General features: G+C 67.0%; 18 protein-coding genes. 5 read left to right on the top strand and 13 right to left on the bottom strand.

Translation table 11 applies throughout. The features are described from left to right. The 3 genes from AC1DS6_RS04310 to AC1DS6_RS04300 form a co-directional block, all read right to left on the bottom strand. Positions 1 to 182: 3-keto-5-aminohexanoate cleavage protein (locus tag AC1DS6_RS04310; protein WP_477102143.1), on the bottom strand; the 182-nt coding region annotated here is incomplete at its 3' end. A gap of 60 nt (positions 183 to 242) precedes the next feature. Then, positions 243 to 1,091, bottom strand: coding sequence for a TauD/TfdA dioxygenase family protein (locus AC1DS6_RS04305; RefSeq protein WP_441637600.1), 849 nt, complete (start codon positions 1,089 to 1,091; stop codon positions 243 to 245). A 9-nt stretch (positions 1,092 to 1,100) separates the two neighbouring features. Beyond that, on the bottom strand, positions 1,101 to 2,081 hold the full coding sequence (locus AC1DS6_RS04300) for a quinone oxidoreductase family protein (RefSeq protein WP_441637598.1): 981 nt from the start codon (positions 2,079 to 2,081) through the stop codon (positions 1,101 to 1,103). Positions 2,082 to 2,516: 435 nt separating this feature from the next. On the opposite strand from AC1DS6_RS04300, the gene AC1DS6_RS04295 reads away from it, so the two are divergent. Continuing rightward, positions 2,517 to 5,207: a winged helix-turn-helix domain-containing protein gene (locus AC1DS6_RS04295; protein ID WP_477102148.1), complete on the top strand. Its 2,691-nt coding sequence runs from the start codon at positions 2,517 to 2,519 to the stop codon at positions 5,205 to 5,207. A gap of 39 nt (positions 5,208 to 5,246) precedes the next feature. On the opposite strand, the gene AC1DS6_RS04290 is transcribed toward AC1DS6_RS04295, so the two are convergent. The 4 genes from AC1DS6_RS04290 to AC1DS6_RS04275 all read right to left on the bottom strand — a co-directional run bounded on the left by AC1DS6_RS04290 (position 5,247) and on the right by AC1DS6_RS04275 (position 10,540). Beyond that, positions 5,247 to 6,773 (bottom strand): amidase, encoded by a 1,527-nt coding sequence (locus AC1DS6_RS04290; protein ID WP_477102142.1) that lies wholly within the window; start codon positions 6,771 to 6,773, stop codon positions 5,247 to 5,249. A 57-nt stretch (positions 6,774 to 6,830) separates the two neighbouring features. Continuing rightward, complete coding sequence (locus tag AC1DS6_RS04285) at positions 6,831 to 8,006, bottom strand: DSD1 family PLP-dependent enzyme (RefSeq protein ID WP_477102141.1); 1,176 nt, start codon at positions 8,004 to 8,006, stop codon at positions 6,831 to 6,833. 120 nt (positions 8,007 to 8,126) lie between these two features. Further along, complete coding sequence (locus AC1DS6_RS04280) at positions 8,127 to 9,107, bottom strand: Bug family tripartite tricarboxylate transporter substrate binding protein (RefSeq protein WP_441635474.1); 981 nt, start codon at positions 9,105 to 9,107, stop codon at positions 8,127 to 8,129. 83 nt (positions 9,108 to 9,190) lie between these two features. Next, positions 9,191 to 10,540 (bottom strand): D-serine ammonia-lyase, encoded by a 1,350-nt coding sequence (locus tag AC1DS6_RS04275; protein WP_477102140.1) that lies wholly within the window; start codon positions 10,538 to 10,540, stop codon positions 9,191 to 9,193. A gap of 140 nt (positions 10,541 to 10,680) precedes the next feature. Between AC1DS6_RS04275 and AC1DS6_RS04270 the strand changes: the two genes are divergently transcribed. Next, positions 10,681 to 11,664 (top strand): LysR family transcriptional regulator, encoded by a 984-nt coding sequence (locus AC1DS6_RS04270; protein WP_441635470.1) that lies wholly within the window; start codon positions 10,681 to 10,683, stop codon positions 11,662 to 11,664. Between the two features lie 88 nt (positions 11,665 to 11,752). Continuing rightward, complete coding sequence (locus tag AC1DS6_RS04265) at positions 11,753 to 12,508, top strand: sulfite exporter TauE/SafE family protein (RefSeq protein WP_441635468.1); 756 nt, start codon at positions 11,753 to 11,755, stop codon at positions 12,506 to 12,508. Positions 12,509 to 12,554: 46 nt separating this feature from the next. Here AC1DS6_RS04265 and AC1DS6_RS04260 read toward each other — a convergent pair whose 3' ends face one another. Then, positions 12,555 to 13,454 (bottom strand): YihY/virulence factor BrkB family protein, encoded by a 900-nt coding sequence (locus AC1DS6_RS04260; RefSeq protein ID WP_477102139.1) that lies wholly within the window; start codon positions 13,452 to 13,454, stop codon positions 12,555 to 12,557. Between the two features lie 376 nt (positions 13,455 to 13,830). Here AC1DS6_RS04260 and AC1DS6_RS04255 point away from each other — a divergent pair, with 376 nt between their 5' ends. Beyond that, complete coding sequence (locus AC1DS6_RS04255; protein ID WP_441635464.1) at positions 13,831 to 15,075, top strand: AI-2E family transporter; 1,245 nt, start codon at positions 13,831 to 13,833, stop codon at positions 15,073 to 15,075. A 29-nt stretch (positions 15,076 to 15,104) separates the two neighbouring features. On the opposite strand, the gene AC1DS6_RS04250 is transcribed toward AC1DS6_RS04255, so the two are convergent. The 3 genes from AC1DS6_RS04250 to AC1DS6_RS04240 form a co-directional block, all read right to left on the bottom strand. Continuing rightward, positions 15,105 to 15,467 (bottom strand): hypothetical protein, encoded by a 363-nt coding sequence (locus AC1DS6_RS04250; protein WP_441635462.1) that lies wholly within the window; start codon positions 15,465 to 15,467, stop codon positions 15,105 to 15,107. A 218-nt stretch (positions 15,468 to 15,685) separates the two neighbouring features. Continuing rightward, the gene (locus tag AC1DS6_RS04245; RefSeq protein WP_477102138.1) at positions 15,686 to 16,279 is read right to left on the bottom strand and encodes a 2-hydroxychromene-2-carboxylate isomerase; all 594 of its coding nucleotides are present in this window, start codon (positions 16,277 to 16,279) and stop codon (positions 15,686 to 15,688) included. A 64-nt stretch (positions 16,280 to 16,343) separates the two neighbouring features. Next, positions 16,344 to 17,072 carry an SDR family oxidoreductase gene (locus tag AC1DS6_RS04240; RefSeq protein ID WP_045237400.1) on the bottom strand — a complete coding sequence of 243 codons (729 nt, stop codon included), beginning with the start codon at positions 17,070 to 17,072 and terminating at the stop codon, positions 16,344 to 16,346. A gap of 213 nt (positions 17,073 to 17,285) precedes the next feature. Between AC1DS6_RS04240 and AC1DS6_RS04235 the strand changes: the two genes are divergently transcribed. Continuing rightward, the gene (locus AC1DS6_RS04235; protein ID WP_441635458.1) at positions 17,286 to 17,873 is read left to right on the top strand and encodes a TetR/AcrR family transcriptional regulator; all 588 of its coding nucleotides are present in this window, start codon (positions 17,286 to 17,288) and stop codon (positions 17,871 to 17,873) included. Between the two features lie 169 nt (positions 17,874 to 18,042). Here AC1DS6_RS04235 and AC1DS6_RS04230 read toward each other — a convergent pair whose 3' ends face one another. After that, on the bottom strand, positions 18,043 to 19,413 hold the full coding sequence (locus tag AC1DS6_RS04230; protein WP_477102137.1) for a DUF1254 domain-containing protein: 1,371 nt from the start codon (positions 19,411 to 19,413) through the stop codon (positions 18,043 to 18,045). A 52-nt stretch (positions 19,414 to 19,465) separates the two neighbouring features. Continuing rightward, positions 19,466 to 19,858, bottom strand: a complete 393-nt coding sequence (locus tag AC1DS6_RS04225) for an RT0821/Lpp0805 family surface protein (RefSeq protein WP_441635454.1) — start codon at positions 19,856 to 19,858, stop codon at positions 19,466 to 19,468. Positions 19,859 to 20,286 lie beyond the last annotated feature (428 nt).

The following is a 20,286-nucleotide window of genomic DNA, read 5'->3' as shown; positions in this document are numbered from 1 at the left end:
TGGAGGTGCAGCACCGTGGCACCGGCGTTGTAGCAGTCAACGGCCTTTTGCACCTGTTCCTCCATCGTCACCGGAATGTCTTCGGGGAAATCCGCCGGCATCCACTCGGGGCCGTAAGGCGCCACGGTGATGACCACTTTGTCCTGGTTTTCGGGGTGCAGGGAATCGTCGAGGAATTGCATGTTTAGTCCTTGTCGGGTTGGGGCAGAGTCAATTGCGCCAGGTCTGTCTGTTCTAGCCGCTTAAAACGGTATGTCGCCAATGATCCCGGCGCGCTCCATCTTGCGATAGCAGGGGGGGTAGTCCATGACGGCGTAGTGCTGGGTCGAGCGGTTGTCCCAGATCGCCACGCTGTTTGGCTGCCAGCGCCAGCGCACCTGGTACTCGGGGATATTGGCCTGGCTGACCAGGTAGTTGAGCAGCAGGCCGGCGCCCGGATTGGCGTCCTGGCCGAAGCGCACGCGCTGCGGCGTGTGGTAGTTGGTGAAGTGCGTCGTGAAGGCGTTGACAAACAGCACCTTCTCGCCGGTCTCGGGATGCGTGCGCACCACCGGATGCTCGGCATCGGGATACTGTGCCTTCAATGCCAGGCGTTTCTCGAGGGGCATGGCAGCGCCGAAGCTGGCCTCGATGCTGTGGCGGGCACGCAGGTCCGCGATCTGGCTCTTGATGTGTTCGGGGAGGTTCTCATAGGCCAGGACCATGTTTGCCCACATGGTATCGCCGCCTACCGGCGGGCCCTCCACGCAGCGCAGCACGCAGCCGAAGGGCGGCGCCACGCGCCAGGTGGCGTCGGTGTGCCAGGCGTTTTCGTAGCGGTCGTTCGGCTGGTCCGGGTTTTTGTAGATCCGCACCAGGCCCGGATGTTCGGGGTCGCTGCCGGCTACCGGGTGGTCTTCCAGCTCGCCGAAAAGGCGGGCAAAGGTAACGTGTTCGGCGCGCGTCATGTCCTGGCCGCGCAGGAACAGCACGCGATGCCGGAGCAGCGCGGCACGGATTTCCGCAAACAGGCCGGCATCGTGAATGGCGTCGGCCAGCTTGATGCCAACCAGTTCGGCGCCGATGGCACAGGTGAGTGGTTCGATACGCATGGTGATCTCTTAGATCGTGAAAACCGAGGAGCCGGTGGTCTTGCGCGATTCCAGGTCCCGGTGGGCTTGCGCCGCGTCCTGCAGGGCGTAGCGCTGGTTGATTTCGATCCGGATGCGCCCGGCCGCGACATGGCCGAACAGTTCGCCGGCCAGTTCGTTCTTTTCGGCGGGGTCGGCGATGTAGTCGGCCAGGGCGGGGCGGGTCAGGTAAAGCGAGCCCTTCATCGCCAGCAGTTGCGGGTTGAAGGGCGGGATCGGGCCGGAAGCCGTGCCCACGCAGACCATCAGGCCGCGGCGCTTGAGCGAATCCAGCGAAGCGTCGAAGGTGTCCTTGCCGACGCTGTCGAACACCACATTCACGCCGACGCCGTCGGTCAGTTCACGCACGCGCCCGGCCACGTCCTCGCGGCTGTAGTCAATGATGTGGTCACAGCCGTGGGCGCGGGCAACGGCCGCCTTGGCCTCGTTCGACACGGTGCCGATCACGGTGAGACCGAGCAGCTTTGCCCACTGGGAGACGATCAGTCCGACCCCACCGGCGGCAGCGTGCAGCAGGATGGTGTCGGTGGGCTTGAAGGCGTAGATGCGGCGCATCAGGTACGCGGAGGTCAGGCCGCGCATGGTCATGGCGGCGGCGGTCGCGCAATCGATGCCGGCGGGCAGCTTGATCAGTGCTGCGGCCGCGATCAGGCGCTCGGTGCTGTACGCGCCCAGCGTATTGAGAAAGCCGGTATAGGTGACGCGATCGCCGACCGCGACCTGGGTCACGCCGGCGCCGACGGCCTCGACCACGCCGGCGGCCTCGACGCCCATGCCGGCCGGCAGGGGCATCGGGTACAGGCCCGAGCGAAAGTACGTGTCGGCGAAATTCAGGCCCACCGCTTCATGGCGCAAGCGGACCTGCCCGGGACCGGGTTCGCCCACGGCGACCTCTTCCCAGCGCAGCACTTCGGGGCCGCCGGTTTCATGGATTCGAATGGCATGTGGCATGTTGATTCCTGTCTCTGATCGTTTTGGCGTTGATTCGGTTTACTTCGCTTCGCTGGTCCATGCCAGCCCGGCCGGGAGCCGTGCGAGACTTGCGTCCGGGCGCGTCCGCGCCATCGCGGCTTCACGCTTGATTGCCGGCATTGCATTCCCCGCTTGCGCGTCCTTGTGTTGATGGAATAGTAGGCGCGCGGCCTGGGGGTGCTCCCCCCAGTGGCGGGGGGGTGGGATACAGGGAAATCCCTGATGCGGGCTGGCAATGCGCCGGGCATGTCTATAATCGGCGACATTAGGTTGCCGATCCCCTCAATCCATCCGGCCAGCCTGGAAACATGCGGTTCTGCCGCAGGCACGCAGTGCGTCGGGATGTACATGCAACGGCACGCGCGGCCGCGCAGCATGCAAACATGGGAAGACTGCCGCGTCTACTTTCATTCGATGACAAATCCAACCAGCGGCGCTGGCGCGACCGCATCGGAATTGCTGCTCAAGACGAGTCCACCGCGCGCACCGCGCCATCTTCTTGCGCGCTCCCGGCTGGGCTCGGACGGCGAGCGCTTTCGCGACCGGCCTGTGACCATCGTGCAAGCGCCTGCCGGCTTCGGCAAGACGTCCCTGCTGATCCAGTGGCACCGCGAGTACATCATGCGCGGCAGCGCGGTTGCCTGGGTGTCGCTGGATGAGCACGACGATCCCGGGCGCCTGTTGCTGGGGCTGACGAGCGCGATTCGCTCAGGCTGCGGGCGGCCGGCGTTCGGCAAGAGCCTGCCGGAAGGGGAAGGATCGTCCCGCGGGTCGCTGGAAGGCTTCACCGCGTGGCTGGCGGAGATTGCGCACGTTGCGCTCGATATCGTTCTGATACTCGATGAAGCCGAGCGATTGCCGGATTCCAGCCGCGATGCGTTGATCTATGTGCTCAACAACCTGCCGCCCAACCTGCGCATCGTGGTGGCGGCGCGCAGCGGGTTCGACACGGTCGTCGACCGCCTTGGCCCTTATGGCCAGTGCGTGAAGGTCGATGCCGGGATGCTGCGTTTCCGCCTGGAAGAGACGATCGCACTGATCGGCAGCCACTTCGACGCCAGTGTCGAAGCCGACGCGTGCGCGAGGCTGCATGACGTGACCGAGGGCTGGCCGCTCGGCTTGCAGCTCGCGCTTTCGGCAATGTCCCTCGCCCCCGATCCCGTTGCCGCCATCGATGCCCTGGCAAACAGCACCGGCGGCATGCGCGAGCACTTCGTGACCGAGTTGCTCGCCCGGCTTACCGACGCGGATACCGGCTTTCTCATGCGCATCTCGATCGCGGATCTGCTGCATGCCGACCTTTGCCGCGCGGTGACGGCGATGGAGGATGCACCGGATCGCCTGGAGCGCCTCATGCGGGAAACGCCCCTGTTCGTCGTCGCCGACCAGAAGGGCGAGTGGTTCCGCATGCACGCCATGGCACGCGATGCGCTGCGCGCGCGGCTGACGGAACTGCCTGCGCAGGAGCTCGCCGGATTGCACGATCGAGCCATGCACTGGCTTGCCGATCATGGCATGACCGAAGCTGCCGCGCGCCACGCCTTTGCCAGCGGCCAGCGCGAGACTGCCTATGGCCTGGCGCAACGCTGCCTGCACGAGGCGGCGACCCGCGGCCACTTGTCAGCCGTGCTCGAATGGCTCGAGTGGCTGCCCGAGTCCGAGCTGGACAAGCATCCACGCCTGCGTCTTGCCGCGGCATGGGCGCTGGCGCTGAGCGAGCGTCATCAGCAGGCCGAGGCGCAAGTGCGCAAAATCCTCCACCACGCGACACCGGACGACGCCATGCGCTACGAGATCGATCTGATCCTGAGCGCCGCCGCCTATTACGCGGACGAGCCGGATTGCATGGCCGCCCTGTTCGATCGCTGGGGGGAGGTACCGCCCGTGAGCGATGCGTGGCTGGTGCAGGCGCATGCCAATCGCCTGGCTGCCCGCGCGTTGATGGCGGGGGAATATGCCAAGGCGCGCCGCTACCAGCAGCAGGCGCCGCGTGGCGATGACAGCCTGGCATATCGCTATGTGATCCGGTGGCGCGACTACATCGTCGGGCTAGGGTATTTGTCCGAGGGGCAGGTGATGCTGGCGGATCGCACGCTGCGGCCGGCGCTGGCCCGCGCCGACGAAGAACTGGGCCGGCGCCACCCGTTCTCCTGCATGATCGCCGCGCTGCTGGCCACTGCCGCCTATGAGCAGGACGAGCTGGACGAAGCGGCGGCGCTGCTGGCCAACCGGCTCGACATCCTGGAGCGCGGTGGCACGCCCGACACCGTGCTGCTTGCCTACCGTACGGCGGCCCGCATCGCGGCCGCCACGGGCCTGGAGCACCGCGCCCTCGACCTGCTGGAGACCATGGACGCCGTCGGTACTGCCCGCAATCTGCCGCGGCTGTGCGTGGCGAGCCTGACCGAGCAGTTGCGGCTGCATTGCGGGCGTTTCCGCTCCGAGACATGCCAGGCCCTGTTGCGCCGTATCGACGAGATCGCCGCGCAGAGCGCCGCCCCTGAGTTTCCGCTCAGGCAGCACAGGCTGGTGTTGCTCCAGGACATGGCGCATGCCTACGCCAGCTTTGCGGAGCAGGACTGGCGCGCGGCGCAACAGTGGCTGGCGCGGGCCGAGGCGGGAGCGGATGCGATGAAGCAAGGGGGCGTGCGCATCGAAATGATGGCGCTGCGTGCCCTGGCACTGGACCGCTGCGGCGAGAAGGGACTTGCGTTGTTACGCGAAGCCATGAACCTGTTGCAGGCGTACGGGATCAAGCGCGGCCTGCGCGACGTCCACCCCGCGCTGGCGGACTGGGCGCGCGATGCGGGCTCCGAAAGCGCAGCCATGCGGCGCCTGGAACCCGCGCCAACGGCGCGCCCGCCAGCCGGGACAGGTGGTGGCGGGCCACGCGCGGCCCCCAGCATGGTACTGACGCCGAAGGAGCGCAGGGTGCTGGAGTTGCTGGCCCGGCATCTCGCCAACAAGGAAATCGCGCTTGCCATGGGTATCGGCCAGGAGACCGTCAAATGGCACTTGAAGAACCTCTCCGCCAAGCTGGATGCGGGCACGCGCAAGCAGATCGTGCGCAGGGCCCAACTCCTTGGCCTGCTGCACGACAATTAATCCCGACGGCCAAGTCCGACAGCTACCGGCCGCCGGGTGCTACACGGCCGACACCGAAGACGCCTGCCCGGCCGGGCCGTCCAGCACCGGTGGCGCGGTCACGATGGATTTCAGGCCGGGCACCGCTTCGCGCAACTGGTCCAGCCGCGGCAGTGGGCGGCGCAGCGCTTCCGAGCCGGCAAAGGCCTGCTCCATCGCATGCGCCACGCCCAGCGTGTGGTGATCGGCACGGAAGCGTCCCACCACCTGCAGGCCGAAAGGCATGCCGGCATGGTCGACGCCGCACGGCAGGCTGATGGCGGGGTGGGTGGTCAGCGTGACCACATAGGTCGGCGCCAGCCAGCGGTAATAGTTCTCCTGCTTCTCACCGTTGATGGTCTCGGCATAGAGGCTGGTCCACGGGAACGGCGAGACCGGCGTGGTCGGCGACAGGATCACGTCGTAGTCTTCAAACGCGGCCTGGAAGCGGCCCAGGATGCGGGTCTGTTCCGCCTGCGCCCAGGCGCTGTCGCCCAGCGACATGGCTGCGCCCATTTCATAGTTGGCGCGCGTGTTCGGGCCCAGGCTTTGCGGGTCGCGCTGGTAGGCCTCGTGCATGCCGGCCACGAAGCTTTCGGCGCGCAGCACGTCGAAGCAGCGGTGTGCCTCGCCCAGGTCAAAACGGACTTCGTCGCAACTGCGGAACAGGTGCCGCATCGCTGCGATCTTGTCGCGGAACACCTGGCGGATCTGGTTGTCCACCGCACAGACGCCGAAGTCCTCGGTCCAGCCCACCCGCAACGAGCCCAGGTCGATATTGGCCGGCGCCAGGAAGGACATCGGGTCGAGCGCGTAGGTGAGCGGGTCGCTGGCCGAGACGCCGGCGGAGGCCGCCAGTTGCAGGCAGGCATCGGCCACGGTGCGGCCCATCGGGCCCACCACGGAGATCGGCGTCCAGCCCAGCAGCTTGCGCGAGCTGGGCACCACGCCCGGCGACGGGCGGAAGCCCACCACGCCGCATTTGGCGGCGGGAATGCGCAGCGACCCGCCGGTATCCGAGCCCGTGCAGACCGGCAGCATGTCGCATGCCAGCGCCGCGGCCGAGCCGCCCGAGGAGCCGCCCGCGTTGAGGTTTGGGTTGAACGGATTGCCGGTGGCGCCCCAAACGGCGTTGCGCGAGTTGGCGCCCGCGCCCATCTCCGGAATATTGGTCTTGCCGGTGACGATGGCGCCGGCCGCGCGCAGGCGTGCCACCAGCACGTTGTCGGCGCCGGGCACGTTGTCGCGGTACAGCGGCGAGCCATAGGTGGTGAGCAGGCCGGCGGTGGCCTCCAGGTCCTTCACGCCCAGCGGCAGGCCGTGCAGCAGGCCCAGCGGGGCGCCGTCGAGCACCGCGCGCTCGGCAGCCAGGGCTTCCGCGCGCGCGCGCTCATAGCAGGTTGCGGTGATGGCGTTGACGAAGGGATTGACCGCCTCGATGCGGGCGATGCACGCCTCCAGCAGCTCAACCGGTGAGATCTCCTTGCTGCCGATCATGCGGCGCAGCGCCACGGCGGATTGGGCGAGCAGGTTGTCGTTCTGGATCATGATGGCATTCTCTTGCGTGGGTTGTTGCAGGCAGGGCGTTCCGATGCGTTGGCCACGCTACCGGCTCAGGCCGCGCGCCGCCACCGGCCAGACAAGTGACACGAGGCCTTTGCGCACGCCGACGATTTCGTCGTACAGGTTGAGGGTGGGGTCGCAGTGCCCGGGTACCAGCAGTACCTGGGTGCCGAGGCCGGGCAGATCGGCGCCGTTGCCGCCGGGAAGCGGTTCGAGGATGCCATGCTCGTCGTTGGCCGCCACATAAGCCACGGTCCGGCTGGGGCCATGGCCATCCCACACCAGAGGCAAGCCGGAGTCCACCGCCATCGACTTAAGGCCGGCGTCGAGCACCACACGGGGCGCGGGGCGCATTGCCGCCGCCACGCTCATCACCGCGGTGGCAATAAACAGGCTGTGCTCGAAGCGCAGCGTGCCGCTGTAATCGTTGCGGCCATAATCGGCGTCCATGAAGATATAAGAGCCGGGCTGGATCTCCGTATAGACGCCACTGGCCAGGTCGAACTCCACGCTTCCGCTGCCGCCGCCGGTCACGGTCGCGCAAGCCACGCCGGCCTCGGCCAGCCCGGCAACGATGGCGGCGGTACGCGCCGCTGCATCCGCCGCCGCCTGCCGGCGCGCCGCGTAGTCGCGCACATGCTGGATGCCGCCGTGATACGCCTGCAAGCCGCGGAATTCGAGCTGCGTGTGCGCACGGATCGCTTCGACCAGGCGCAGCGCGGCTGGCGCGTCGGCCACGCCGCAGCGGCCCTGGCCCACGTCGATCTCCACGAACACGCCGATGTGGCTGCCGGCTTGCGCGGCGGCGGTAGCCAGCGTCGTGACCTGCCGTGCATCGTCGACACAAACGCTGACGCGGGCGTCCAGCGCCATGCGCGCCAGCAGCGCGGCCTTGGCCTGCCCCGCGATCTCATTGCTGATGTGGATGTCGCTGACGCCGGCCTGCACGAACGGCAGCGCCTCGCTGACCTTCTGGCAGCAGATGCCGGCCGCGCCGCGCGCGATCTGCGCCAGCGCGATATCGGGGCATTTGTGCGCCTTGGCATGCGGGCGCAGTTGCACGCCCGCCTTGTCGGCGGCCTGCTGCATTTGCGCCAGGTTGCGCTCGAAGGCGTCGAGGTCAAGCACCAGGGCGGGCGTGTCGATGGTGGCCGCGGGCTGCCCGGCGGCGGGCGGTGCAAGGTGCAAGATCGTTGCGTCGGAATCGGGGAGCGTCATTGGCTGGCTTGTCTCGGGTCGTTCTGGATGGCGTGACGCCGCCTCCGGGGCGGCTGTGCTTGCGATGATGTGGGCAGGGGCGGGCACTGTCAAACCGAGCCCGCTTCCCGGCGCCTGCGTTCAGTCAGCCTGAATGTTGGCGCGCTGCGCGATGGCGCGCATGCGCGGCAGCTCCCTGGTGATCAGCGCGGTCACGTCGGCCGCGGTGCCGTAGGACGGCTCGAAGCCATTGTCGAGCAGCTTCTTGCGCGTGTCCGGATCGGCCATGGTCTCGGCCAGCGCCTTTTCCAGTCTGGCCTTGACCTCGGGCGGCAAGCCGCGCGGCGCTACCACGGCCAGCCAGGTATCCATATCGGTAGCCGGATAGCCGCTTTCCGCCACCGTGGGCACGTCGGGCAGCAAGGACGAGCGCTTGGCGGTGGTCACGGCGATGGCCTTGACCTTGCCGGCGCGGATCTGGGGCACGGCGGCCGAGACCGTGTCCACCGAGAACGGGATCTGGCCGCCGATCAGGTCGGTCATGGCGGGCGAGCTGCCGCGGTATGGCACATGCAGCATCTTGATGCCGAGATCGTTGAGCAGCATTTCGCCGGCGAACTGCGCGGTGGTGCCGGTGCCGAAGGAGCCGTAGGAGTATTTGCCGGGCGCGGCCTTGACCGCTGCCGCGAGCTGCTTGAGGTTGTTGACCGGCACATCGCGGTTGGCCAGCAGGATCAGGCCGGTGCGCCCGGTCAGCCCGATCGGTTCGAAGCTTTTGAGCGGATCATAAGGCAGCTTGGGATGGATGGCCGGATTGACCGTGAAGGTGGTGCCCGAGCTGACCAGCAGCGTGTAGCCATCCGGCGCGGCCTTGGCCACCAGGCCGGCGCCGACGATGGTGCCCGCGCCGGGCCGGTTGTCGATCACCACCGTCTGGCCCAGGCGGTCGCCGAGCTTCTTGGCCAGCAGGCGGCCGATCACGTCGGTGGCGCCGCCGGGCGGGAAGGGGATCACCATCTGGATCGGGTGCGTGGGGTAGGCCTGGGCCAGCGCGCCGCCGGCAGGCACCGCCAGGCAACAGGCGGCCAGGCCCGCAAGCTTGAAGGTTTGAACGGTTTTCATGCTGACTCTCCTGCGTGGCAGAGGCCGGCGGCTGAGGGGGCCGGCTGGCGTGCAATGGTTAATCGTTGATCGACGATCATTGGTCAGGCTGCGAGCGCGGCCGCCTTGTCCAGGAACCCCTGGTATTCCGCCGGCGGGACGAACAGGCCGCCCGTGGTCCACACCAGGTGCGTGGCTTGCGGCATCGCGGTCTCCAGCTGGTGCCGGGCCAGATAGGCGCGCCCGGCGGCGCTTTCGCACAGCATGCGCGGGCCGCTGAAGCCGGCCGCGGCCGAGGGTTCGATGCGCAGCCCTTGCGTGCGCCAGGCAAGCTCAAGGTGCGCGAACAAGGTGTCGTCCGCCACGGTGAAGACGCCCGACAGCAGCGGGCGCATCACCGCCGCCGCCAGTTCGGAGGCGCGCGGCACGGCCAGGCCATCGGCCTCGGTGCGGTTGCTCAGGCCGAAGTCATAGACGGATGGATTGCCCCCGTCCGCCATCATCTGCACCAGGAAGCAGGGCGACTGCGTGGGCTCGGCAAAGAAGCAGTGCACATGCGGGCCAAGCCAATGCCGCATGCCGAAGGTGATGCCGGCCGGCGCGCCGCCTACGCCGCAGGGCAGATAGACGAACAGCGGATGGTCGGCATCGGCGCGGATCTCGTGCGCCTGCAACTGCCCGCGCAGGTGCAGCGCCGCCGCGCTATAGCCGAGCAGCAGCGACAGCGAGCGCTCGTCGTCCACAAAGTAGGTGAACGGATCCTGCTGCGCCTGGCGGCGCCCGGCGGCGACGGCTTCCTCATAGTCGCCCGCGTGCTCCACCACTTCCACGCCTCGGTTGCGCAGTCGCGCCTTCTTCCACGCCTTGGCGTCCGACGACATATGCACGGCCGCGCGAAACCCCAGGGCCGAGGCCATCACGCCAATGCTCAGGCCGAGGTTGCCGGTGGAGCCGACCGCCACCTGGTAGCGTGCGAACAAGGCCCGCGCGGCAGGCCCCGCGAGCGCCAGGTAATCCTCCGGCGCGCTGCGGCCGGGGCCGATCAGGCCGTGCCGCAGGGCCAGGCTTTCGGCAAACTCCAGGACTTCGTGAATGCCGCCACGGGCCTTGATGGAGCCAGCCACCGGCAAGCTGTGGTCGGCTTTCACCCAAAGGCGCCCGTGGCCCGGCGGCAGCCCCAGGCTTTCCTGCATCGCCGGCACGGCCAGCAGGGGCGATTCGATGGCGCCTGCCGTCTCCACCAGTTCCGGAAACAGCGCCGGCAGCAGCGGGGTGAAGCGCGCAAAGCGCGCTTGTGCCGCCTCGACATCAGCCAGACTAATGCTCCGCTCGCCAGCGGCCTGGGCCGGGGGCGGCGTGTCGAGGCGGGCCGGATTGCACCACATCAAGGGCTCGCCCGCGCTCAGGCTGGCGTGGAGCGCATGCGTCGGGTTTGTGGGGATAGGCTGGTTCATCGGTAAGGATTGGCTGCCATGCGTTCGGGATGACTTCATTGTTGGCCCGGTCAGGCTGTGCCGCAATCCATTTATACTTGGCGAAGTATTAGTTTTACTAATGGATATTTACGGAAAGAGATGCGCAGCGGCAGCCACTTATGAACACCTTGCTATCGTCTTCGCTGCTGAGCTGGCTGCGCTGTTTCGAGGCGTCGGCGCGGCACTGCAACTTCACCCACGCGGCCACGGAGCTGTGCGTGACGCAGGGCGCGGTCAGCCAGCAGGTCAAGCAGCTTGAGCAATGGCTGGACCGGCCGCTGTTCCTGCGCACACCGCGCGCACTGGTGCTGACACCGGAGGGCGAGCGGCTGCGTTTTGTGCTGCGGGAATCCTTCCAGGCCATCGAAGGCACGCTCACCCAGTTGCGCAAGCCGCGCGAGGCCGGCCCGATCGCGCTGAGTTGCGCGCCATCGTTCGCCATGCGCTGGCTGACCCCGCGCCTGGGCGATTTCTTTCGCGATCATCCCGAGGTGGGCTTGCGTGTCTACGGCGAGTTCCACGCGCTCGACCGCACCCGGATGGTGCGCGACGGGATCGACGCCGCGGTGCGCTTCGACCTGGGCGGCTATGACGACCTCAAGGCCCGGCTGTTCCTGGACGAATGGCTGCTGCCGGTGGCCAGCCCCGGCTTCCTGGCGGCGCATCCGGACCTGCGCGGCCCGCAGGACCTGAAGGGCGCCTGGCTGCTGCACGATGCGAGCCCCTGGGACGGCGCGCAAGCCTTCGAGGAATGGCGCCACTGGCTGCGGGTGGCGGGCGTGGAGATGGAGGCAGCCGGGCTGGAGGCCGGGCAGCGCTTCAACCTGTCCCAGCTCGCCGTGGGCGCGGCGCTGGCCGGCCAGGGCATCGCGATGGGCCGTTCGGCGCTGGTGCTCGAAGATATCGAGGCTGGCCGCCTGGTCGACCTGTTCGGCATCCATGCGCGCTCGCAGGCGTCCTACTTCTTTGTTTCGGCGCATGGGCAGACGCCGCATATCGCCATGGTGGAGGACTGGCTGGCGGCCGAGGGCGCGCGTTTCGGTGCCGCCCGCGCCAAGGTGCTCGATATACGTGCACGCGGCGTGAAAGCCACCGGGAGATGACAAACCAGCCATTCCACGGCATAGTTTGCGGCTTTCGTTTCCGGCTTTCCCGCAGCCTTCGCACGGCTTGTGGGCATTCGAGTTCCCGATGGATTTTCCTGTCCTGATCCTGGCGCTGGGCGCCATTGTGGCCGGCTTCGTGCAGGGCTTGTCCGGCTTTGCCTTCGGCATGGTGGCCATGTCCTTCTGGGTCTGGACGGTGGAGCCGCGCCTGGCGGCGACCATGGCCGTGTTCGGCTCCCTGACCGGGCAGGTGGTGGCGGCCGTGACCGTGCGGCGCAGCTTCTCGCCGCGGCAACTGCTGCCCTTCGTGGCCGGCGGCGTCCTGGGTATTCCCATCGGCGTGGCCATCCTGCCGGCGCTCAATCCGGCGGTATTCAAGACCTGCCTGGGCGGCTTGCTGGCGATCTGGTGCCCGCTGATGCTGATGTCCGGGCAACTGCCGAGAATCCGCTTCGGCGGCCGCGTGGCCGACGGCGTGATCGGCGCGGCCGGCGGCATCATGGGTGGCATCGGCGGATTCACCGGCGTCATCCCGACCCTGTGGTGCACCTTGCGCGGACTTGCCAAGGACGAGCAGCGCGCGATCATCCAGAACTTCAACCTGGCCACGCTGGCCGTGACCATGGCCACCTATGTCGGCACCGGCATCGTCACGCGCGACATGCTGCCCATGTTCCTGGTGGTGGGGCCGGCCATGCTGGTGCCCAGCATCCTGGGCGCGCGCCTGTACATCGGTATCAGTGAAATCGCTTTCCGCAGGATCGTGCTGAGCCTGCTGACGGCCTCCGGGGTGGCCTTGCTGGCCGCTTCGCTGCCGGCGTTGCTGCAGCCGTTGCACTAATGCCCTCAATGCCCTGGCGCGGCTTTGCGCCAGGGCGCGCCGGGGTTCAGGTATGAAAGCGCTCAGCTTCGGCTTGCGGCGTCGCCTCCGCGCCGCTGCGCTCGAACTCCGCGATCACCTGTGCCCCGAGCAGCAGCAGGGTGGCGGCAATCTCCAGGCTGAGCAGGACCACGATGGCGGTGGTCAGCGAGCCGTACACCACGCTGACCTGCGACAGCGTGGCGAAGTACCACACCAGCACGCGACGCGAGACTTCCCATAGCAGCGCGGCGGTGACCGCACCGATCAGGGCATGCCGCAGCGACAGGCGCCCCACCGGCATCACCAGGTAGATGGACATCAGCAGCAGGATTTCGCCCGCCAGCCCGAACAGGTAGAGCAGGGCGCGAGAGAGCCGGTCCAGCGACCAGTCGTGGCCCAGCAATTCCACATGGTGCTCGCCGATGGCCTGCAGGCTGCCCGACACCACGGTCACCAGCAGCAAGCCCGCGCTCAGCACGACGATGTAGCAATACGGCAGCACCGCCGACACCAGGAAGTGGCGGCGGCGGATCGCCACCCGGTGCACGAAGATCACCGACATGGCGTTCTCCAGCACCGTGAACGCCAGCGAGCTGAAAAAGATCATGCTCACCAGCAGCACCCAGCCGATTACCCCGCGGTTCGCCAGGAAATTGCCCAACTCGCCGACCAGCGCGCGCGATTGTCCTGGCAGCAGCCATTCCAGATAACGGGACAATGTCGCAAGCAACGACTCCGGTTCGATCACATGCGACAGCGCGATCACCATCAGGATCAGCATTGGCACGATCGACAGCAGCGCGTAGTACGCCACGGCCCCGGCCAGCAACAGCCCCTGGTTGGCGCGGAAATGCCTGAGCGTGCGCAGCACGAAGCGGCCGGGATGTTTCAGCACCAGGCGGGCGCGTGCGTCGAGTATCGGCATGGCATAGGGTCCGTCATCGGCAGGGCGGCGGTACGAAGCGCCGGCGACCGAGCCTGGCGGTTGCCCGGCCGTTTTCGCGCCGCTTGCGTCGCTCCTCTCAATGTGGCGCATCGCGTGCGGCGCGGCAAGGCGTGCTTGTCCTACACCGGCTAGCGGCTTTCGCCGACAGAATCCCGTCCCGGCAAGGCTATGCTTGATTGATGCGAGGCGGGCGCCTGCGCCTGCGTGTGCCTTGCGCATTGCATTCGTCCCCCGTGCCCTGGGCCCGATACCCCGGCTTGTGTCCGGGAAGAGTCCACCGCCACCGTCAGCCGCGCTGGTATGGCGCCCCCAAGCCACCTTTCATGCTGTCTTTCATGCGAGCAATCTGTAACCCATGGCCGATCTGAACGCCGGGCCCGCTGCGGCGAGCCAATCGTCCATTCCTCCTGACGCGGATGCCGGCCCTGGCGCCGGGGCGGACAGCCACGCACCCGCGCCTGAATCCGCAACCGGGCAGGCGGCGGCCGCCGCCCTGGCAAGCGTGGCGCCGGAGGCCGCTCCCGACTCTGTACCTGCGGGACGCAGCGCACGGGCGCTGACCGTCCTCGCGGTGCTGGCCTCGCTCTATACGTTGCACCTGGCCCGCGAGTTTGTGATTCCCGTGGTGCTGGCGGTGGTCATTGCCTACATGCTGGATCCGCTGGTGACCGTGCTGTGCGGCCGCCGCATACCGCGCGTGCTTGGTGCCTCGCTAGTTCTGCTTGCGCTGCTGGCCGGCGTGGTCTGTTGCGCCTACTTGCTGCAGGACCAGGTATCGGGGCTGGTGGACCGCTTGCCGGAAGTGGCTACCAAGCTGTCCCGCTCGGTGGGCGCCTTGCTCAGCGGCGACGACTCGATGCTGCAGAAGATCCGGCGGGCGGCCACGGTGCTGGGCGGCACCGGGCAAGGGCCGCCCGTGCGTGGCTCGCGGGTCATCGTGGAACGCGCCGGGGACTCGCTCAACAATATCCTGCTGGCTGGCTCGGTTGGCGTCTTCGCGCTCGTCGGCCAGGCATCGGTGGTGTTGTTCCTGAGTTTCTTCATGCTGGTGTCCGGCGACATGTTCAAGCGCAAGTTCGTCAAGATGGCCGGGACCACGCTGTCGCAAAAGAAGATCAGCGTGCACATGCTCGACGAGATCAACCGGCAGATCCAGCGCTACATGGTGATGCTGGTGGTGACCAATGCCATGGTTGGCGCGCTGACCTGGTTCCTGCTGAAATGGCTGCACGTGGACAACGCCGGCACCTGGGCGCTGGCCGCCGCCGCCTTGCATCTGGTGCCTTATTTCGGCGCGGTCCTGATCGCCGTGTGCATCGGGCTTGCCGCCTTCATGCAGTCCGGCGACTTCGGCACGGCGGCGATGGCGGCGGGCGGCTCGCTGCTGGTCGCCACCCTGATCGGCGCGCTGGTCACCACCTGGATGACCGGGCGCATGGCCAAGATGAATGCCGTCGCCGTGTTCATCGTGCTGCTGCTGTTCACCTGGCTATGGGGCACCTGGGGTGTGCTGTTGGCCATTCCCATCGCCGTGATCGCCAAGGTTGTGGCGGATCATGTGGAGGGGCTGGAAGTGCTCGCGGAGTTCCTGGGCGAGTGAAGGCCGTTGCGGGGACGGCCCGCTGATGCTCACTGCTGTGCGACGAAACGCGCCACCAGTTTCGCAACGGCGGCCGGCACCGCATACGGCAGGCACGCTTGCAGGTGCAGGGTGCCTGCCGTATGCCAGGCCAGTTCCGCCTCGCGTTCGTCGAAGCGCAGCGTGCCTTCGGCAAACACGCGTTCCTGGCGCATCCCCTGGTTCATCGAGACAAACCGCAGCGGCACCACTTGCGCCGGGTTGTTGCCGGTGTCCAGCCACAGCCACTGGTACTTGCGCGAGCGCGGGGCATCGGCGGGCAGGCCGAGGCGCTTGATTTCCAGCACCGTGCCGGCGTGGCCGGTAAAAGCAAAGAGGATCTCGTAGGCGGGCGTGGCCGGGGTTTGTGTCATGGCTGGCTGGAAAGCGGGCGTGCCGGCATCGCGGCAGCATCCCTGGGATGCGCGATTCTACCCGTGCCTCCCACATGCGCAAACGGCGCATATCGATAGCCGAACACCTTCACTCCATGCCCTGGGGACGGGGTGCCGACATCGCTGCAAGCGAGCCGGCGCCGCAAGTGCCGGTCGCCCCTTGATAACAGTGGCCAGCCTGCGCGCCGGCGATGCGGCTACGCGGCCAGTGCTTCCTCGACGAACAGCAAGCGATCGTTGCCCCAGAACAATTCGTCGCCGACGATGAAACTGGGCACGCCGAACAACCCGCGTGCCACGGCCGCTTCGGTGGCCTGTTTCAGGGCATCCTTGACCACGGGGTCGTCGATCATGGCCAGCACCTCGCGCGCATCGAACCCGGCCGCCGTGAGCACGGCGCCAATCTCGGCCGGGTCGTTCAGGTTGCGCTGCTCTTCCCACATGGCGGTGAAGATCGCCGCCACATAGCGGTGGAACGCCGCCTCGTCCCGCATCTGGAAGCCTGTCGCGGCGCGCATCAGCGCCAGCGTGTTGACCGGGAAGTGCGGATTTTGCCTGAGGTTTGCGCCGTAGCGCCGCGACCAGCGCTGCGTGTCGGTCTTCGACCAGAGACCCTTGGCCGGAATCTCCGCGGGGCTATGGTTGCCGGTGGCCTTGAAGACGCCGCCCAGCAGGATCGGCCGCCATATGATCTCGGCGCCGGTGCGCTGCGCCACGCGAGGCAGTTCCTTGTAAGCCAGATAGGAATAGGGGCTGCCGAAGTCGAAATAAAACGCTACTTGCCTGCTCATGCCGTCGTCTCCGCTCGTTGTCGTGTCTTGTCGTTGATCGCTTCACTGCCGCGCTGGCCGCGCCTTACCACGGCTCGATCCACGGCCGGATGTCGAGTTCATGCGTCCACGCGTCGCGCGGTTGCTGGTGCAGCATCCAGTAGGTATCCGCAATGTGCTCGGGATTGACAATGCCGTCGTCCTGCTTGGTGGCGTAGCGGTCGGGGAAGTTCGAGCGGATGAAGTCGGTATCGATGGCGGCATCCACGACCAGGTGCGCCACATGGATATTCTTCGGGCCCAGCTCACGCGCCATGCTCTGGGCCAGCGCGCGCAGCGCGTGCTTGGCACCCGCGAAGGCGCTCATGCCATCGCGCCCGCGCAGGCTGGCGGTGGCGCCGGTGAAGAAGATCGAACCGCGCCCGCGCGGCAGCATCACGCGGGCTGCCTCGCGCCCCATCAGGAAGCCGCCGAAGCAGGCCATCTCCCAGACCTTGAAGTAGACGCGCGACGTGGTTTCCAGCACGGAGAACCGCACATTGGCGCCGATGTTGAATATCGCCACCTCCAGCGGCGCGATCTCGCGCTCGATGCGCTCGATCAGCGCCACGGTCTCGTCTTCCTTGCGGGCGTCGCAGGCAAAACCATAAGCCTCGCCACCCTCGGCGCGGATCTGCTCGACCAGTGGGGCCAGCTTGTCGGCGCTGCGGCGCGTCACGCACGCGATATAGCCTTCGCGCGCAAACCGGCGCGCAATGGCGCCGCCGGTGGCGTCGCCAGCACCCACCACGAGGATGGCTTTCTTGTCGGACATGTTTGTCTCCGGTCTTGGATTGTCAGCCCGGGCAGGGACGCGGACGGGCTGTTTGCGCTCTGGCCGACGCCACCCGCTTCCAACGGGCGCGGATCCGGCGTAAGCTAAACGTTCGTTTAGTAAACGAACGTTATGGTATGAATGCGGGTCGCGTCAAGTCCCGTCCTTATCCGTATTCCTGTTTCTATCCCTGTCCCGAGCCCTGGAAGAGCAATGCGTTATTCCGCAAGTCATAAAGCCGCCACTCGCCAGCGGGTCCTGGAGGCCAGCGGCGCGCTGGTCAAGCGCGAGGGGTTTGCCGCCACCGGCGTTGACCAGCTGATGGGCGCGGCCGGCCTGACCGGCGGCGCCTTCTACAGCCATTTCGATTCCAAACAGGCGCTGCTGCGCGAGGTGATCGCGCGGGAGCTGCAGCGCAGCCGCGAGCTGCTGCTGCTCGACGGGGAGGGGGGCGATGGCGCGTGGCTGGCGGGGATGCTGGACCGCTATCTCACCATGGGGCACGTACGGCATCCGGAGACAGGATGTCCGTTGCCGAGCCTTGCGGCGGAGATTGCGCGGGCCGATGCTCAGACACGCACTGCCTGCGAGGACGGCCTGGTTGCCATGCAGCGGGATATCGCCGGGCGGCTCGGAAGCGGCGAGGCGGCCTGGGGCGTGATGTCGCAGTGCGTGGGCGCATTGATGCTGGCACGCACGGTGGCCAGCCAGGATGTGGCGCGGGAGATCCTGGCTGGTGCGCGGGACATGCTGGAGCGGCGGCTGGGCGAGCAGGCCGTGGATGCGAGGGGATCGAAGTAACGGGTTCCCCGTTCGTTCCCCGTTCCTTGCTTCACCCTCTCAACGACTGGCGACTTCCATTTTCCCTCCAGCAGTGCCGAGGCCCCCACCGCGCGAGCCGCATAGTCGTTCTTGAGGATACCGGGGATGCAAACCAGTGAAACAGCGGGGCGTGCGGCGCCGCACGCTGTCAGTCGGTAGCGGGCGTCAATGGCGGCAATTTCCAGCTGCCATTCATCGCCGCCTCGCTCGGCCCGTACAGCCGGCCCACGGCGCTATACATGCCTTCGGGTGCGGGCAGCCAGTTGGACTCCTTGTCCTTGCCCGGGGAGACATGGCCCACGTAGAGCGTGAGTCCGCCGTCGGCATCGTATTTCAGGCCCTTGGTGCGGTCGCCGATCGAATAGCGCTGGAGGGGATTGGCATACAGGAAACGATCCGGCAGCGTGTAAAGCGTGATCGACCAGAAAAACCTGGCGGGGGGTAACTGGCCCGGCCCGAAACGGATCTTCGACGCCTTGCGGCCGTCGCCCACATAGCCGCCATACCAGGCCTCCGCTAGCGAGTTGCCGTACAGGCCCATTTCCGCCGCGATGGCGCGGGTGAGGTAGTCGTTCTTCATGAATTCCCGCGTGCCGAACAGTCCGTTGGACGACAGCGTGGTCCTGGCCTTCTCGGCCAGCGCGGCCTGGGCATCCTTCACGCCCGCGTCGATCGCCGCCAGCCTGGCGGGTGGCAGCTTGCCGGCGTCGAAGGGCCGGCCAGGGCCGATGCCGATCTTGCCAAAGCGCTGCATCAGCGCCACTTCGCTGGAGACCGGCGGCTGCGTGAACTGCAGCAGGAAGTTCAGGTAGCCGATGAAGTCATGCGTGCGCGCCTTTGCCGGGTCGTAGGGCGGGAAGGCCACGGCCGGCATGGCAGGGGGCGGCGCGGCGTTCAGGAAGGCGCTCAAGGGGCGCAGTTGCATGCCCGCCTGGATCGCCTTCACGTTGGGCAGGTCGTCGGGCCCGTCCAGCGCGCTGCGCGTCAGGGTCATCACGATCTCGGTCTCGGAGCGGAACACCTCCTTGATGCCAGGCGGCGTCGGGCCCTTCCATTCCGGACCGGCGATCATGTAGTTGCCAGCGCCGTTGCCCGTGGCCCGCGTGCCCACGTAGGCGAAGTTATAGGTGAAAAGATCGACCCACTGCTGCACGTAGTAGCGCTTGGCCGGCACCTCGGGCACGGTGATCACCCAGGGTTCGGCGCGCAGGTCCAGCCATGCCCAGGAATACGGCGTGTCGTTATTGGGCGTGACCACGTCGTGGTTGTCGGGCGTGTAGAGCGTGGAGTAATGGCGGTACTTGCCGAAGCCGCCAACGTATTCCGGGCTGGCCGGATTGGCGAGCTGCTTATACATCGTGTTGTAGTTTTCGATCATCGGGAATGCATAGATATAGGCATCCCTGGCGATGGCGCGGGTTTCGTCCTGCGTGGCAGCGGACTGCGCCACGGCTGGCCCGGCGCCGGCAATGAAGCCGGCCAACGCGAACCCGATCGCAAATGCCGGCAATCTGGCCATTGCAACTCTCCCTTTGATTAGTTGTTTGTCTTTTTCTGCTGCCGGCCCGGACTCAGTCGTCCGCGACCGGGCGCGAGCGCCAGCGGCCGTCGCTTTGCTTGCAGAACCAGCCGGTCCAGTTGTCTTCCTGATCCCCGCGCTTGAGCTGTGCCTTCAGTTGCCGGCAGGGCTGGCCCTTGTCGGTCTTGCTGCGCAGCGGCGTCAGCTGGCCTTCGATCGGCTTGCGCTTGCCTTCCGGGGGGGCGGTCCAGGAGACCATCGTCCCGTCGGCGCCTTTGTTCAGCACGTCGCGCACGTTCAGGGCGAACGCGTTCGATTCCTTCTGGCTCATGGTGCCGACGACCGTGCCGTGGATAAAGGTGTCGAGGTAGGCGAACGCTGGTGCGGCCGGGGCGAGCAGGGCAGCGCTGAGTAGCGTGGTACGGAGCAGCAGGCGCGGTGTCATGGCAAGGGTCCTTGGTGGACATTGGAAACGGCTTGGGGAACCGGCACGGAGGCGGAGACTCTGCCGCGCTATTTGATGTACCGAAAACGGCGCATTTCGTCGCCCATGGAAGAGGGCGCCAGCCAGTATCCCTGCCGCAAACTTAGTCCACTCTGGCAGCAAAAGGCAATACAGTCTGTTTGCGCAGCGAGTTAAGGCACATGAATAGCCCGGATCGCCACGGCTGCCCGGACTCACGGCGTGATACTGAACAGGCCGTCGAAGGTATCGTGCAGGTGTCGGCGCCGAGGGGAGAAACGCGTAAGCGGTAGAGGCTAAAAAAAGCCAGTGGTTCGGCATTGGCATGTTGCTGGCACGGGTTCGCATTTTTGGGGAGCGGGGTGCCGACGTTATGGGACGCGCACGGCCAGTTGAAGTGAAAGTTTTTG

It is taken from the genome of Cupriavidus sp. 05L310 (assembly GCF_056398185.1).
This window is presented reverse-complemented; position numbering and strand designations above follow the sequence as displayed.